Genomic DNA, 15,812 nt, shown 5'->3' on the forward strand with positions numbered 1-15,812 from the left:
CCCGGCAAAATCGTTGGGACTTGCGTCGGTTCAGTTCATCTCGGTCAGCGCCACCAGCGTATCGCCGGGTTCCGGCAGGCAGCGACAGCCGATACGCTGACACAGGCGATCGACGGCGATTACCGAGAGCATGCCATGGCGGTCGCCGGCGCGGCGCATGCCATCGACCACGCCGATGGTCAGCGAGTCGGTCTCGAAGGTGACGTGGCTGACCGGTTGGATTTCCTCGCGGGCGACCTCGGGTATTTCTCCCAGTTCATCGACCAGCAAGCCGATGCAGGCCTTGTTCTTGGTCCGGACGACGACGATCTGGCCGGCCTGTTCGGGAATCGGAGCGCCCGGCGTCAGCAGGCGCTGCAAATAGAGTATGGAAATCAGCTTGCCGCGATAGATCTTGACCCCGGCCAACAGGTCGTTGTTGCCGCCGAGGATGGGCGTCATGGCCTCGGTGCCGATCGCCTCGGCGACGTCGCTGGCCGGAATGCCGAGCCACTGCGCGCCGATGTAGAAAGTGGCGATCTCGATCGCATCACTGCCATTGCCGACCCGGCGGCTGCGCCCGTTGGCCGAAATCGAAGCGGAGCGTCGGGCGACTTTCTCGCTGGCGCTGGCCTGGCCGAGCGGCAGCAGGGTCAGGGCGAGCACCTCGTCGATCTGCCCGTCGCTGGTCTTGTATTCGCGGTAGCCGGCCGACATGGTGGCGCCCAGCGCGTAATAGCTGCCGTCGAGCAGGACAATGTCGGCACTGTGTTCGCCGTGTTCCAGATGGCTTTGCACGCTGCTTAGCGGGAAGGTGCTGCCGGCCGGGTAGCGCTGGTCGGTACTGGCCAGCACCTTGCCGTCGCGCTGGGTGAACAGCGCCATGCTGTCTTTTGCCGGCTGGCTGTTGGCGCCGTGTGGCAGCGCGTCGTCGAGCATGGCGGAGATCTGCGGCAGGCCGTCGAAGACGATGGCGATGCCGCCAACCACCCGGTTGCCGTCGGGAGAACGCACGGCGGCGCTGTAGATGTAGGTCGGGCGGTTGCCGTAGAGCGGACTGGGCGCGAAGCGGGAAAAGACGTAGCCCTGTGACGAGGTGAGCGCCAGGCAGCGGCCGACCCATTCCTCGTTGAGATGGCTGCCGACCAGGCCGCCGGCTTCCGGCTTGGAAACGGCGATGACCTGGCCCTGGGCGTCGAACAGGATCAGGTTGTCGTACACCGTGTACAGGCCGTTGATGTAATGCAGGATCTCGGCGCAGCGCGCGGTGCCGGCGGCATCGGGGTCGGCCAGGACGCGGCGGAAGGTGGCGTTGAGCGCCCACCAGCGGCAGTCGTTGGCGCGCTCGTAGAGGTTGCGGTCCATTACGTCAATGGCGAAGCTGGCGCGCGAGACGCCGTTCTGGAGCAGGGCGGCGACCACCGTTTCGTGCAGGTTGCCGATCGACTGCTCGAACACCGCTTGGGTCTTGCGGCCGGTATCGGCAATTTCCCAGAGCAGGGTCTTGGCGAAGGAGGCATTGCCCTGGCCGTTGTCGACCTGGCGCACCGAGCCGTTCCATACCGAGCGGTTGAGGTCTTCCTGGATTGCTTCGGCCTGCTCGGGGATGCGCCGCAGCTCATCGGAAAACAGTGTCGGGTGTTGCGTCACGGCGGCCAGCGCAGCGCCGTCGACGTGGCTGAGCAGGGCGCTGTCGCTGCGCTCGAAGGCGAATTCGAGCGGCAGCAGGCCAAGGCCGAGCCAGCCTGGGCCGGCGTAGCCCTGGTAGCTGTGCGCCGGGCAGCTGACCGCCAGGTATTGCCGACCGGCGAGGCGGAGCAGGGCGCCGTGCGTCGGTTGCCGGCACTGTTCGAGGCGGGTGCCGAGCGGCAACTGGATGGTCGACGAACTGGCCACGACGCGGCCGTCGGCATCGAGCGTGGCGAGCAGCGAGAAATCGCCGTCGCCGATCAGCTTGGCGAAGACGCCCTCCATTTCGTCGGCGAGGCGAAAACTCAGCGCCAGCACGCCGAGAAACGCGCCGTTGTCGCTGGCGACACGATAGGCGTAGAGCAGGTGCTGGCCGGCCGGCAGGAAATCGGCCGGGCCGAAATATTCGACATAGGGCGCGGTGGTCGTGCGGGCCTCGTCGAGCAGCCGATGGCGGCTGGCCGCGGCCGGATGTTCGCCGAGCCGGGCGGCGATACTGCCGTCGGCGGCAAACAGCACGATGTCGGAATACACCGAGTATTTGTCGACATATTCGCGAAAGCGCTTTTCCATCAGGTCGCGCCTGCCGCTGCCGAGCAGGAACTCGCGGATGTCGTCGTCGGCCGAGAGAAAGCCGATGTCAGCCGTGCGTTCGAACAGGTTGCGGACCAGGATGTCGATGCTGCTCTGCGTCTTGGCACGCAGGTCGGCGACGGCCTTGCGCCGGGTTTCCTGGCCGAGGTGGTTGAGCAGGTCGCCGGTCAGGCGCTGGAAGGCTTCGCGCGTCTTCGCCATCTCGGTGGCCGAGCCGGTCAACTGGCCGAGCAGGCTCAGGATGTCCCAGGCGCCCTGCAGGTTGCCCAGTCCTTCGCGGTAATCTTCGACGCCCTGCATGTGGCGGATGATGCCGGCCAGCGACTCGTCGATCTCGATGCCCTTGTAGATTGCCATGCAAGCCGTCCCCTGATTGCCGTGTCTGGCGGGAGGCCTGCACGGTGTTGTTGTATGTTTTGCGGTCGATGAATCTAGCAATAGTCATGCCGAAACAGGAGCGCTGCTCTGTCTGGCTTTTCGGGCGAGCGAGGCGGGAAATGTCGGTTTTGTAACGTCGGGAAGATGACAGTGTCAGCCCCGGTCCGTCGGTGGCGGCTTCGGCAGAATCGACCGGCCCAACTGACGGGATGGGAAGCGTGGCTCGCTTGCCCGGCGGCTCGGCTGCCTCGGGTATAATGCCGGCCTCTCCGCCTAACCAGACCCCACACCCAATGGCCGACATTCTTTGCCTCAAGGGCGACGCCGCCTTTTCCGCTTTTCGTCTGCAACGCCTGCAAGCCCGCCTGGTGGCGGCCGTGTCGGATATCGAATCTTTGGTGGCCGATTACTGGCATGTCGTGGCGCTGAAACGTGTCCTGAATGCCGACGAGCGCGCCAAGCTGGCGACCTTGCTGGAAGAAAAGGCGGCCGGCGCCGAAGCTGGCGAACTGTTCCTCGTTGCGCCGCGCATCGGCACCATTTCGCCGTGGTCGTCGAAGGCCACTGATATCGCCTGGAACTGCGATCTGGATGCCATCGAGCGTATCGAGCGGGTCGTTGCCTTCCACGTCACGGTCAAGGGCGGTCGCGCCCTGACGGCCGAAGAGAAGAAAACCGTCGCCGGCCTGCTGCATGACCGGATGACCGAATCCGTGCTGGCCGGCTTCGACGCCGCCGGTGAACTGTTCCGCCACTTCGAACCGAAGCCGTTGAATACCGTGGACGTGCAAGCCGGCGGCAAGGCCGCGCTGGTCGAGGCCAACGGCTCGCTCGGTCTGGCGCTGTCCGACGACGAAATCGATTACCTGCTGGATGTTTTCACCAAGGCCGGCCGCAACCCGACCGACGTCGAACTGATGATGTTCGCCCAGGCCAATTCCGAGCATTGCCGTCACAAGATTTTCAACGCTTCCTGGGTGATCGACGGCGAAGCCAAGGCCAAGACACTGTTCGGCATGATCCGCGAAACCCATGCCGCTGCGCCGCAAGGCACGATCATGGCGTACGCCGACAACGCCTCGATCATCGAAGGCGCGACGATCAACCGTTTCTACCCGGATGCCGACCGCGGCTATTCCTACAAGGAAGAGCTGACCCACATCCTGACCAAGGTCGAGACGCACAATCACCCGACCGCGATTTCGCCCTTCCCTGGCGCGTCGACCGGTAGCGGCGGCGAAATCCGTGACGAAGGCGCCACCGGCAAGGGTTCCAAGCCGAAGGCCGGCCTCTGTGGTTTCTCGGTCTCCAACCTGAACCTGCCGGACGCCCCGCAGCCGTGGGAACACGCCTACGGCCGCCCGTCGCGCATCGCTTCGGCCCTCGACATCATGCTCGAAGGGCCGATCGGCGCTGCCGCCTTCAACAACGAATTCGGCCGCCCGAACCTGACCGGCTATTTCCGCACCTACGAACAGGATGTCGCCGGAACGGTGCGTGGCTACCACAAGCCGATCATGATCGCCGGCGGCCTCGGCTCCATCCAGGCCGAGCAGTCTTTCAAGGATGAAACCTTCCCGGTCGGCACGAAATTCGTGCAACTGGGCGGCCCCGGCATGCTGATCGGCCTGGGCGGCGGTGCCGCCTCGTCGATGACCGCTGGTGCCAACGCCGAAGACCTCGATTTCGCCTCGGTGCAGCGCGGCAACCCGGAAATCCAGCGGCGGGCGCAGGAAGTCATCGACCACTGCTGGCAGATGGGCAAGAACAATCCGATTCTGTCGGTGCATGACGTCGGTGCCGGTGGCGTTTCCAACGCCCTGCCGGAACTCGCCCACTCGGGCGGCGTCGGCGCCATTTTCGACCTGCGCAAGGTGCCGACCGAAGAGCCGGGCATGTCGCCGGCCGAAATCTGGTCCAACGAATCGCAGGAACGCTACGTCCTGGCCATCCCGCCGAACCGCATCGCCGAATTCCAGGCGATGTGCGAGCGCGAGCGCTGCCCGTTTGCCGTGGTTGGCGAAGCGACCGGCGACGGCCACCTGACCGTCACCGACGACCATTTCGGCGTCAATCCGGTCGACATGGAAATGGAAGCCCTTTTGGGCAAGCCGCCGCGCATGACGCGCGACGTCACGCACCAGCCGGAAACTTTCGTCTCCTTTGACGCCGCGTCCATCGAACTCAAGGACGCCGCCTATCGCCTGATGCGTCTGCCGACCATCGCCGACAAGACCTTCCTGATCTCCATCGGCGACCGCTCGGTCGGCGGCATGACTGCCCGCGACCAGATGGTCGGCCCGTGGCAGGTGCCGGTGGCCGACGTCGCTGTGACGACGATGGGTTATCAGGGTTACCTCGGCGAAGCCTTCGCCATGGGCGAGCGCACCCCGCTCGCCGTATTCGACGCGCCGGCCTCCGGCCGCATGGCGATCGGCGAGGCGCTGACCAACCTGGCCGCCGCCGATGTCGGCGAACTGGGCAAGGTCAAGCTGTCGGCCAATTGGATGGCACCGTGCGGCGTCGCCGGCGAGGATGCCCGCCTGTTCGACACCGTCGAAGCCGTCTCCGACCTGTGCAAGGCGATCGGTGTCTCGATCCCGGTCGGCAAGGATTCGCTGTCGATGCGCACCGCCTGGGAAGATCAGGGCGAGAAGAAGCAGGTCGTGTCGCCGCTGTCGCTGGTGGTGACCTCGTTTGCCTCGGTGAATGACGTACGCCGGACCAAGACGCCGCAACTGGCTGTGGATCAGGGCGAAACCGAAATCCTGCTGCTCGATCTCGGCCAGAACCGCCTCGGCGGCTCGGCGCTGGCCCAGGTGTACAACGCCACCGGCAGCGATGCGCCGGACGTCGACGATCCGGCCAAGCTGAAGGGCCTGTTCGACGCCGTGCAGAAATTGAATCGCGACGGCCTGCTGCTCGCCTACCACGACCGTTCCGATGGCGGCCTGTTTGCCGCCGCCGTCGAAATGGCCTTCGCCAGCCGCCGCGGCGTGACGCTGGACCTCGACGGGATCTGCTACGACCCGCAAGCCGGCGATGTCGATGGTTCCGAAAAGCGTCCCGACCTGCTGGCCGGCCGCGATTTCGAGAACTGTGTCCGCGCCCTGTTCAACGAGGAACTCGGCGCCCTGATCCAGATCCGCCGGGCCGACCGCGCCAAGGTCACGCCGGTGCTGCGCGCCCTGCGTGTGCCGTATCACTTCGTCGGCTACATGAACGAGTGGGACGAAATTCGCGTCATCCGCAATGCCAAGAAGCTGCTGCGCGAAAAGCGCGTCGACCTGCAGCGCGCCTGGTCGGAAACCAGCTATCAGATGCAGACGCTGCGCGACAACCCGAGCTGCGCCCAGCAGGAATTCGACCGCATTCTCGACGTCACCGATCCCGGCCTGACGCCGAAGCTGACCTTCGATCCGCAGGACGATTTCACCAAGGTTTACCTGGAGCTCGGTGCTCGGCCGCGCGTCGCCATCCTGCGCGAGCAGGGCGTCAACAGCCATTACGAAATGGCGGCCGCCTTCGACAAAGCCGGCTTCGCCGCGGTCGACGTGCATATGAGCGACATCCTGGCCGGCCGCGTCAGCCTCAAGGACTTCAAGGGTCTGGTCGCCTGCGGCGGTTTCTCCTATGGCGACGTACTCGGTGCCGGGCAGGGCTGGGCCAAGACCATCCTGATGCACGACGGTTGCCGCGACGAATTCGCCGCCTTCTTCAACCGCCAGGACACCTTCGCACTGGGTGTCTGCAACGGTTGCCAGATGATGAGCGCGCTGAAATCGATTATTCCCGGTGCCGAGCACTGGCCGGCCTTCCGCCGCAACAAGGTCGAGCAGTTCGAAGCCCGCTTCGTGATGACCGAGGTGATGGAATCCCCGTCGCTGTTCTTCGCCGGCATGGCCGGTTCGCAAGTGCCGATCGTTGTGTCGCACGGCGAGGGCAGGGCGGTCTTCGACAACCCCGACGACCAGGCCAAGGCGCTGTCGGCCGTGCGCTATGTCGACAACAAGGGCGAGCCGACCGAAGCCTATCCGTACAACCCGAACGGCTCGCCAGGCGGCTTGACGGCGGTGACCACGGCCGACGGCCGGTTCACGATCATGATGCCGCATCCGGAACGCGTCTTCCGTACTGTGCAGATGTCCTGGCACCCGGAAAACTGGGGCGAGGATTCGCCGTGGATGCGGATGTTCCGCAATGCGCGGCGCTGGGTCGGTTGATCGGCTGCATCCCTCAACAACAAAAAAAGGAACTCCGCGGAGTTCCTTTTTTATTGCCGGGAAGCCGGAGCGCGCTTAGTTGGCGCGGTATTCCCGCAGTTTGTCGAGTTCGACGACCAGTTGATGCGAGGCTTCGCTGAGTTCGGGAAGCAGCAGGTCGGCTGCATCGCCGAGGCCGTTGTTGCTGAGGCTGACAATATCCCTGGCCAGCGTATGAAAGCGATCATGGACGGCGACCAGTTGCTGGAAATCGGCCGATTCGATTCCGGCGCCTTGGGCCTCCGTCAGTGCTTGGGCGAGGGTGCAGCCACAGTGTTCGGACAGCGGCATGTCGGCGTAGTCGCCGCCGGCAAAGGCGTTGATGAACTGGCGTCGCCAGTGATTGTGCAAGCGTATGGCGCCGTCGATATCGATACGCGTCATGGTCGCGGTCTCCAGTGGGTTGAAGGCTGACGAAGGCGGGAATGGCCATCGTTTGCCGAAAACCGAATTATGCCGGAGGAAGGCTTTTTGGGCAGCCTCAGCCTGTGAAATGCGGCTTGGCGAATCTCGCTCAGTGTTGGGGAAATGCTTACTCAGGCCGGGCTGGGTGGGTGACGGATGGCGAGCTTGTCCGGATGTTGTCGCAGAAAGTCCCGCAGCCAGTGCCCGAGCAGGGGCCTGGTGTGTGCCTGGATACGGATGCTGCCGTGGCCGATCGCTTCGAGCAGGGCCAGCCCGTTGCTCCGGATACGATGCGCTTGGCCGGCGTGCAGAAAAATGTCGCCCGCTTCGCCGGCCACCGTGATCCACACGGTGCCGCCGGTGCACACGATCAGCGCGCCGCGGGCCCGGCGAGCGGCCAGCGGCCGGTTTTCGGCGAGAACGAGTTCCCCGGCGTGAAGATCGAATTCCATCGTTGGCTCCTGCATTGGCATGGACCCAGTGTAGGAGTCGGGCAATGAATGATACAGTTGCAATGAAAACAAATTGCCATCAGTACAGTTTGCTATTTTGTCAACTGTGCTGGTTGTTGAGTTAGCCAACTGTATTGGTGTGCCATGTCCGAAGCGATGCTGCGTTATGAAAAACTGGCTGCCGAACTAGAGGGCATGATGGCCGATGGTGCCTTGCGCCATGGCGATCGCCTGCCGTCGGTCCGGCGGCTGTCGGTGGAGCGGCGGCTGTCCGTTTCGACCGTCGTTCAGGCCCTGCGCCAGCTGGAGGATCGCGGGCTGGTCGAAGCCCGGCCGCAATCCGGTTATTTCGTCCGTCGGCCGGGGCCGGCGCGGGCCGAGCCGGCGCAGCGTTCGACGCCGGAAATGGCGGTGCCGGTCGATGTGTCGCAGCGTCTGGTTCGCGTCCTGCAGGCTGGTTGCAAACCGCTGGTCGCCCCGCTGGCGGCGGCATTGCCGGCCGCCGAATTGCTGCCGCTGGCCGCCCTGCAGCGCCTGTATGCCAGCGTGGCGCGGCGCCACCCAAAACTGCTTGAAGGCGGCAGCCACATCAATATGGACGAGCCGGCGCTGGTCCGTCAGTTGGTCCTTCGTTCGCTGGCCTGGGGCGGGCCGCTGGCCGGTGACGAAATCGTCATCACCAATTCCTGCACCGAGGCTCTCGGCCTCTGCCTGAGGGCGGTAACCAAGCCGGGCGATACGGTGGCCGTCGAATCGCCGGCCTATTACCTGATGCTGCAGTTACTCGAAACACTGGGTCTGAAGGCGCTGGAAATTCCGACCGATCCGCGTACCGGTCTGTCGGTCGAGGCGCTGGAGCTGGCCACCCGCCATGGCGGGATTGCCGCCTGCCTGCTGGTGCCGAATGCCAGCAACCCGCTCGGCTGCGTGATGCCGGACGAGAAAAAACGGCAACTGGCGGCCTTGACTGCGGCGCGAGGCGTTCCGGTGATCGAGGACGACATTTACGGCGACCTCCATTTCGGCCCGCGGCGACCGTGGCCGATCAAGGCTTTCGATACCTCCGGTAACGTCATGCTGTGCTCGTCCTTCTCGAAAAGCCTGACTCCGGCGCTGCGCATCGGTTTCGTCGCGGCCGGGCGTTACCGTTCGGCCATTGCCCTGCAGAAGACCATCACCAGCGGCGCGACCAATCCGATCACCCAGCATGTGCTGGCCGAATATCTCGAATCCAGCGCTTTCGAGCGGCATCTGCGCACGCTGCGCCGCAGTTATGAACGCCAGGTCGACAGCATGCAGGCTGCGGTCAGTCGCTACTTTCCTGCTGCGACCCGGATGTCCCAGCCGCAGGGCGGCTATGTGCTGTGGGTGGAGTTGCCCGAGGAGTTCGATACGACGGCGCTTTACGAGCGGGCGATTGGCGAAAATATCGCCTACGTGCCGGGCGAGCTGTTTTCGCCGAGCGGCATGTATCGCAACTGCCTGCGCCTCAATTGCGGCAATCCGCATTCGCCGGAAATCGACGATGCCGTACGCCGGCTGGGTGCGGTGATCGTCAGCGCTTGACGGCGGCAAATGGGGGCAGGTCAAACTACGGTATCATTCACCCTTTTTGGGCAGGCAGTGCCTTGCCTTTTTGAACGACTCTGAAGGATTTCTCTCCTTATGTTCGATGCAGTCCGCAACAGTAAAAGAATCGTCCAGGTATTCCTCGCGCTGATCATCCTGCCCTTTGCATTTTTCGGCGTTGATTCCTATCTGGGCGGTGTGAATTCCGGCGACGACGTGGCCAAAATCGGTGACGTCAAGATCACCCAGCAACAGTTTCAGCAGGCATTGCGCGATCAGAGCGAACGGCTGCGCACCCAGCTGGGCGAGCAATTCGATGCAAAATTGCTCGACGCGCCGGAAGCGCGCACGGCAATCATCGATGACCTGGTCAACCAGCGCCTGTTGATGATCGAGGCCAACAAGAAGGGCCTGTTCGTCGGTAACGATGCCATTCGCCAGACGATCGGTTCAATCGACGCATTCAAGATCGACGGCAAGTTCTCCAGCGAACGTTACGAGGCTGCCTTGCGCGCCCAGGGCATGACGCCGGCCAGTTTTGAGGCTCAGTTGCGTCAGGATCTGACGCTCCAGCAACTGGCTGGTGCCATTGGCCAGTCCGGCGTGCTGGCGCATACGATCAGCGACCGCATGCTGGCGCTGCAGACGGAAAAGCGCGAAGTGATGGAGCTTCGCCTCGGCCTCGACAGCTATCTCGACAAGGTCAAGCTGGCCGATGGCGCGGCTCGCAAGTTCTACGACGAGAACAGCAAGCAGTTCGAACTGCCCGAGCAGGCCCGGGCCGAATATGTGGTGCTGTCGATGGAAACCATCGGCGCTCAGCTGGCGGTTACCGAAGCCGAAATCAAGAGCTGGTATGACGGCCACAAGGCGCAGTTCCAGCAGGCCGAAGAGCGGCGCGCCAGCCATATCCTGATTGCCTCGGAAAAGCTCGGCAAGGACAAGGCGAAAGCCCGGGCCGAGGAAGTGCTCAAGGAAGTCCGGAAGAATCCGGCAGATTTCGCCGATCTGGCCAAAAAGAATTCGGATGACCCGGGTTCCGCCTCGAAGGGCGGTGATCTTGGTTTCTTCGGTCACGGCATGATGGTCAAGCCGTTTGAAGATGCCACCCTGGCGCTCAAGGAAGGCGAGATTTCCGGCGTTGTCGAATCCGATTTCGGCTTCCACATCATCAAGCTGACCGGCATTCATGCCGCCAAGGAAAAGCCGCTGTCCGAAGTCCGCGGCCAGATCGAGGAAGAGCTGAAAAAGGCTGCCGCTTCGCGCAAGTTCGCCGAAGCAGCCGAAGCATTCAGCAATACGGTATATGAACAGCCCGACAGCCTGAAACCGGTGGCCGAGAAGTTCAATCTGAGCATCAAGCAGTCCGACTGGCTGGCTCGCCAGACCAATCCGGCCAATGGTCCGCTCGGTAACGCCAAGCTGCTGGCGGCATTGTTCTCGGACGATTCGATCAAGAACAAGCGCAATACTGAGGCCGTCGAGATCGCGGCGAATACGCTGGTTGCAGGTCGCCTGATCGACTACAAGCCGGCCGCGCTGCAGCCCTTCGATGGGGTCAAGAGCACCATTGAGACCATGCTCAAACGCCAGGAAGCCCAGGCGCTGGCCAAAAAGGATGGCGAGGCCCGCCTCGAAGCTTTGAAGAAGGGTGAAGACAAACTGTCCTGGAGCGCTGCCAAAAGCGTTTCCCGGATCGATTCACGCCTGATTCCGCCGGCTGCTGTACCGGCCGTTTTCCGGATGGATACCGCCAAGCTGCCAGCCTATGCCGGCGCCGAATTGCCCGGTTCCGGCTATGCCCTGTTCAAGCTGAGCAAGGTCAATGCCGGCGAGAAGATTGACGATGCCAACCGGCGGGCCATGCTCGATCAACTCGGCAAGATGGGCGCCCAGGAAGATGTCCGGCTTTATCTGGCCGCGCTGCGTGGTCGCTACAAGGTCGAAATCAACAAGGCCGCACTGGAAACCAAGGAAAAGTAAGCAATGAAACGGGCCGGCAACGGCCCATTTTTTCGGAAGATTTCCGGCAATGAAAAACGCCGACCGGTGCAAACCAGGTCGGCGTTTTGTTGCCGCTTGCGGCGCCCCGAAGGATGGCTCCGGGGGCTGAAAATCAGGCGGGTAGCGGATCGGCGTTGCCGAGCGCCGTGGTATTCATGCCACCATCGACGTAGAGGATTTCGCCGGTGATGCCGCTGGCCAGATCGGAGAGCATGAAGGCAGCGGCGTTGCCGACTTCATCGATGCTCACGTTGCGACGCAGCGGAGCATTGTGCGAATTGTAGGAAAGCAGCTTGCCGAAGTTGCCGATACCAGAGGCAGCGAGCGTCTTGATCGGGCCGGCCGAAATGGCGTTGGCACGGATGCCTTCGGGGCCGAGGCAGAAGGCCAGGTAGCGGGTGGCCGCTTCCAGGCTGGCTTTGGCCAGGCCCATGGTGTTGTAGTTCGGCATGGTGCGCTCGGCGCCGAGGTAGGAGAGGGCGAGAGCGGCGCTCTTGCGACCCTGCATCATCGGACGGGCGGCCTTGACCAGCGCCGGGTAGCTGTAGGCGGAAATGTCGTGGGCGATGCGGAAGGCTTCGCGGGAAATGCCATTCAGGAAATCGCCTTCGATGGCTTCGGTCGGGGCGTAGGCGATGGCGTGCACCAGGCCGTCCAGGCCATCCCAGTGCTTGCCGAGTTCGGCGAACAGGTTGGTGATTTGTTCGTCGCTAGCGACATCCAGCGGGAAAACCAGGGTGCTGTCGAATTCGGCGGCGAATTTTGTGATGCGATCGAGAAAGCGCTCGTTCTGGTACGAAAAAGCCAGTTCGGCCCCTTCGCGATGGCAGGCCTTGGCAATGCCATAGGCAATGGAATGCTTGGACAGCAGACCGGTGATCAGAATCTTCTTGTTGGCGAGAAAGCCCATGTGTTGTTCTCCCTTAGGGGTTTAGCCGCCGAATTATAAAGCATCACATGTTCGGATAGGTTGGTCCTTCGCCGCCTTGCGGGACTACCCAGTTGATATTTTGCGTCGGATCCTTGATGTCGCAGGTTTTGCAATGTACGCAGTTCTGGGCGTTAATTTGCAGACGCGGATTGTTGCCTTGCTCATCGCGCAGGATTTCATAAACGCCGGCCGGGCAGAAGCGCTGTTCGGGCGCATCGTACTGCGCCAGATTGACGCTGATCGGAATCGCGGCGTCCTTCAGTTGCAGGTGGCAGGGCTGATCTTCCTCGTGGTTGGTGCTCGACAGGAAGACTGACGACAAGCGGTCGAAACTGAGCACGCCGTCCGGTTTCGGATAGACGATCGGGGTGCATTCGGCGGCCGGCTTCAGCTTGGCATGGTCGGGGACCGTGTTGTGCAGGGTCCACGGCGCCTTGCCACCGAAAACCAGCTGGTCGATACCGAACATCAGCGAGCCGAGTTTCAGGCCCTTGTTCATCCAGGGCTTGAAGTTGCGCGCCTGATGCAATTCTTCGTGCAGCCAGCTGTTCTTGAAAGCTTCCGGATAGGCGCTCAGCTCGTCGCGCTGGCGTTCGTCGGCCAGCGCGGCAAAGCACGATTCGGCGGCCAGCATGCCGGACTTGATGGCGCAGTGCGAACCCTTGATACGCGCCGCATTCAAGAAGCCCGCATCGTCGCCGACCAGCACGCCGCCCGGGAAGATCAGCTTGGGCAGCGCCTGCAGGCCGCCGGCGCTCAGTGCCCGGGCGCCATAGGCGATGCGCTTGCCGCCTTCGAGAAAGCTGCGGATATTGGCGTGCGTCTTGAAACGCTGGAACTCCTCGAACGGCGACAGGTGAGGGTTGCTGTAGCCGAGCCCGACGACGAAGCCGACGGCCACCTGGTTGTTTTCCAGATGGTAGAGGAAGCCGCCGCCGTAGGTGTCCGGCGCCATCGGCCAGCCACCGCTATGGACGACCAGACCCAGTTGGTGTTTTTCCGGCTTGATTTCCCAGAGTTCCTTGAGACCGATGCCGTAAGTCTGCGGATCGGCGCCGTCGCGCAGATTGAATTGCGCTTCGAGCTGCTTGCCGAGATGGCCGCGACAGCCTTCGGCGAAGAACGTGTATTTGGCGTGCAGTTCCATGCCGGACTGGAAGTTCGGACCTTCGGAACCGTCGCGCAGGCGGCCCATGTCGCCAGTCGCGACGCCCTTGACCGCGCCGTTTTCATCGAACAGCACTTCCGAACCGGCAAAGCCCGGGTAAATCTCGACGCCGAGCGCTTCGGCCTGTTCGCCGAGCCAGCGACAGAGATTGCCCAGCGAGATGACGTAATTGCCTTCGTTATGGAAACACTTGGGGAGCAGGCTGTTCGGTATTCTGGTGGCGCCATCTTCGGAGAGGATGAAGAAACGGTCTTCCGAGACCGGCGCATTGAGCGGGGCGCCATCGGCCTGCCAGTTGGGCAGCAATTCGGTCAGGGCGCGCGGGTCCATGACGGCGCCGGAAAGAATATGGGCGCCGATTTCGGCGCCTTTCTCGATCAGGCAAACGGCAATCTCCGTGCCTTTTTCCGCCGCCAGTTGTTTCAGCCGAATGGCCGAGGCCAGGCCGGCCGGGCCGCCGCCGACGATGACGACGTCGAATTCCATGGCTTCGCGTTCCATGATGTCTCCTCGATTTGATTTATTGTGACGCTATTGACAATACGGTACAGTATGGAAACGCATTGATCAACCCCTCGGGCTTTTCAGGATATGGAAGAGAAAAAGAAACTTATTCACGTGTGCAAGATGCCCATTCGCTGGGGCGACATGGATGCTTATGGCCATGTCAACAATACGGTCTATTTTCGCTACATGGAGCAGGCGCGCGTCGAGTGGATCGAGGCGATGAATATTCTGGTCCGCCCGGGCGGGGCCGGGCCGGTCATCATCAATGCCAGCTGCACCTTCCTGATTCCTATGAGCTACCCCGGCCGTGTCGAGGTCCGCACTTTTACCGGCCCGCCCGGCCGTTCCAGCGTGCAGACTTATGTGGAAATGAGCATCGAGGGCGACGAGCGCCTGTATGCCGAGGGTGCGGCCAAGGTGGTGTGGATGGATACGCAGACCGGAAAGTCCGTTCCGCTGCCGGATCACGTGCGGGCAATGCTCGAAGCAGAGTAAACTCGCAGCCCATCCTGTCGCCAACTTCGAACCACATGGGCCAACGAAAAATCTGGGAAAAACTGCTGTCGGCGGATCGTCCGGGGGCCGGCAAGGCGCCGGGCACGCCGGAGCGGACGGCCTTCCAGCAGGACTACGACCGTATCGTCTTCACCTCGGCCTTTCGGCGCCTGAAGGACAAGACGCAGGTTTTTCCGCTATCCAAGAGCGATTACGTGCGCACCCGCCTGACGCACAGTCTGGAGGCGAGCTGCGTCGGCCGTTCGCTGGGCGCCGTGGTCGGCCGCGAGATCATTGCCCGGCATGGTTTGCAGCATGTCGAATCCGGCGATTTCGGGGCGATTGTCGCGGCGGCCTGCCTGGCCCACGACATCGGCAACCCGCCCTTCGGCCATGCCGGCGAGGATGCGATCCGCGAGTGGTTTCGCCAGTCCGGCCTGCTTGATCGTCATCCCTTCACCCCTGCCCAGCGCGCCGACTTCGAGCGTTACGAGGGCAATGCCCAGGGTTTCCGCATCGTCACCCGGCTGCAAAGCCCGGCCAATCCCGGTTTGCAGCTGACCAGCGCGGTGCTCGCCACTTTTACCAAGTATCCGCGGCCGTCACATCTCGATGTCGAACTGGATGGTAAAAGCAGCAAGAAATTCGGTTTTTTTCAGCAGGATGCCGAGGCTTTTCAGCGCGTCGCGCAGTCGACCGGGCTGGTCGAGCGCCTTCCCGGTACCGCCTGGCGCCGCCATCCGCTGGCCTTCCTGGTCGAGGTGGCGGATGACACCTGCTATCTGATCGTCGATCTGGAAGACGCCGCCAAGCTCGGTTTCGTGCCGTATCGCGATGCCGAACTGCTGCTCGCCGATCTGGCCGGCAATACCGTTAACGGCGGCCGGCTGGATCGCCTGCATGATCCGAAGGAGCGGCTCGAATATCTGCGCGCCAAGGCCATCGGCCGCTTGCTGGAAAGTGCCGCCGCGGTATTTCTGGAAAACGAGGAAGCCATCCTCAAGGGCGAGTTCGATGACGAATTGCTGACCCAGTCGCCGGCCTTCTTTCCCTTGCAGGCGGTGCTGAAGCTGGCCAAGGAGACGATCTACACGGCCCGTCCGGCGCTGGAAATCGAAACCGCCGGTTTCGAGGTGCTGGGCGCGCTGCTTGGCCTGTTTACCCAGGCGGTCGAGGCCGGGGCTGGGCATGCCCGGTTCACCACCCGCGAACGCATGTTGCTCAAGTTGCTGCCGGCCCAGTTCCTCGGCCATGGCGGCGAGCCGGATGCCGACCCGTATATTCGCCTGCTGCAGGTGGCCGACTTCGTTGCCGGGATGACCGATTCCTACGCGGTCGATATGTACCGCAAGCTGAAGGGCGTCGATCTGCCGACCTGA

The 15,812-nt window shown here is 62.9% G+C and carries 10 protein-coding genes; 5 read left to right on the top strand and 5 right to left on the bottom strand.

Annotated features, from left to right (window positions below):
• Positions 1 to 30 precede the first annotated feature (30 nt).
• Positions 31 to 2,619 carry a chemotaxis protein CheW gene (locus tag ACLIKD_RS07860; RefSeq protein WP_428827872.1) on the bottom strand — a complete coding sequence of 863 codons (2,589 nt, stop codon included), beginning with the start codon at positions 2,617 to 2,619 and terminating at the stop codon, positions 31 to 33.
• 314 nt (positions 2,620 to 2,933) lie between these two features.
• Here ACLIKD_RS07860 and purL point away from each other — a divergent pair, with 314 nt between their 5' ends.
• A complete protein-coding gene (gene purL, locus ACLIKD_RS07865; protein ID WP_428827873.1) occupies positions 2,934 to 6,863 on the top strand; it encodes a phosphoribosylformylglycinamidine synthase in 3,930 nt (1,309 codons plus the stop codon).
• Between the two features lie 75 nt (positions 6,864 to 6,938).
• Here purL and ACLIKD_RS07870 read toward each other — a convergent pair whose 3' ends face one another.
• Both ACLIKD_RS07870 and ACLIKD_RS07875 read right to left on the bottom strand, forming a co-directional pair.
• Positions 6,939 to 7,286 carry a CZB domain-containing protein gene (locus tag ACLIKD_RS07870; RefSeq protein WP_428827874.1) on the bottom strand — a complete coding sequence of 116 codons (348 nt, stop codon included), beginning with the start codon at positions 7,284 to 7,286 and terminating at the stop codon, positions 6,939 to 6,941.
• 152 nt (positions 7,287 to 7,438) lie between these two features.
• A complete protein-coding gene (locus ACLIKD_RS07875; protein WP_428827875.1) occupies positions 7,439 to 7,759 on the bottom strand; it encodes a DUF2917 domain-containing protein in 321 nt (106 codons plus the stop codon).
• A 144-nt stretch (positions 7,760 to 7,903) separates the two neighbouring features.
• Here ACLIKD_RS07875 and ACLIKD_RS07880 point away from each other — a divergent pair, with 144 nt between their 5' ends.
• Positions 7,904 to 9,325 (top strand): PLP-dependent aminotransferase family protein, encoded by a 1,422-nt coding sequence (locus tag ACLIKD_RS07880; protein ID WP_428827876.1) that lies wholly within the window; start codon positions 7,904 to 7,906, stop codon positions 9,323 to 9,325.
• Between the two features lie 99 nt (positions 9,326 to 9,424).
• Positions 9,425 to 11,311 carry a SurA N-terminal domain-containing protein gene (locus tag ACLIKD_RS07885; RefSeq protein WP_428827877.1) on the top strand — a complete coding sequence of 629 codons (1,887 nt, stop codon included), beginning with the start codon at positions 9,425 to 9,427 and terminating at the stop codon, positions 11,309 to 11,311.
• Between the two features lie 133 nt (positions 11,312 to 11,444).
• On the opposite strand, the gene fabI is transcribed toward ACLIKD_RS07885, so the two are convergent.
• Positions 11,445 to 12,242, bottom strand: a complete 798-nt coding sequence (gene fabI, locus ACLIKD_RS07890; RefSeq protein ID WP_226470767.1) for an enoyl-ACP reductase FabI — start codon at positions 12,240 to 12,242, stop codon at positions 11,445 to 11,447.
• A gap of 43 nt (positions 12,243 to 12,285) precedes the next feature.
• Positions 12,286 to 13,932, bottom strand: a complete 1,647-nt coding sequence (locus ACLIKD_RS07895) for an electron transfer flavoprotein-ubiquinone oxidoreductase (RefSeq protein WP_428827878.1) — start codon at positions 13,930 to 13,932, stop codon at positions 12,286 to 12,288.
• Between the two features lie 90 nt (positions 13,933 to 14,022).
• Here ACLIKD_RS07895 and ACLIKD_RS07900 point away from each other — a divergent pair, with 90 nt between their 5' ends.
• On the top strand, positions 14,023 to 14,433 hold the full coding sequence (locus ACLIKD_RS07900; protein ID WP_428827879.1) for an acyl-CoA thioesterase: 411 nt from the start codon (positions 14,023 to 14,025) through the stop codon (positions 14,431 to 14,433).
• Positions 14,434 to 14,468: 35 nt separating this feature from the next.
• Positions 14,469 to 15,812: a dGTP triphosphohydrolase gene (gene dgt, locus ACLIKD_RS07905; protein ID WP_428827880.1), complete on the top strand. Its 1,344-nt coding sequence runs from the start codon at positions 14,469 to 14,471 to the stop codon at positions 15,810 to 15,812.

The sequence above is a fragment of the Azonexus sp. IMCC34842 genome, from assembly GCF_050368855.1.
Classification (GTDB): domain Bacteria; phylum Pseudomonadota; class Gammaproteobacteria; order Burkholderiales; family Rhodocyclaceae; genus Azonexus; species Azonexus denitrificans_A.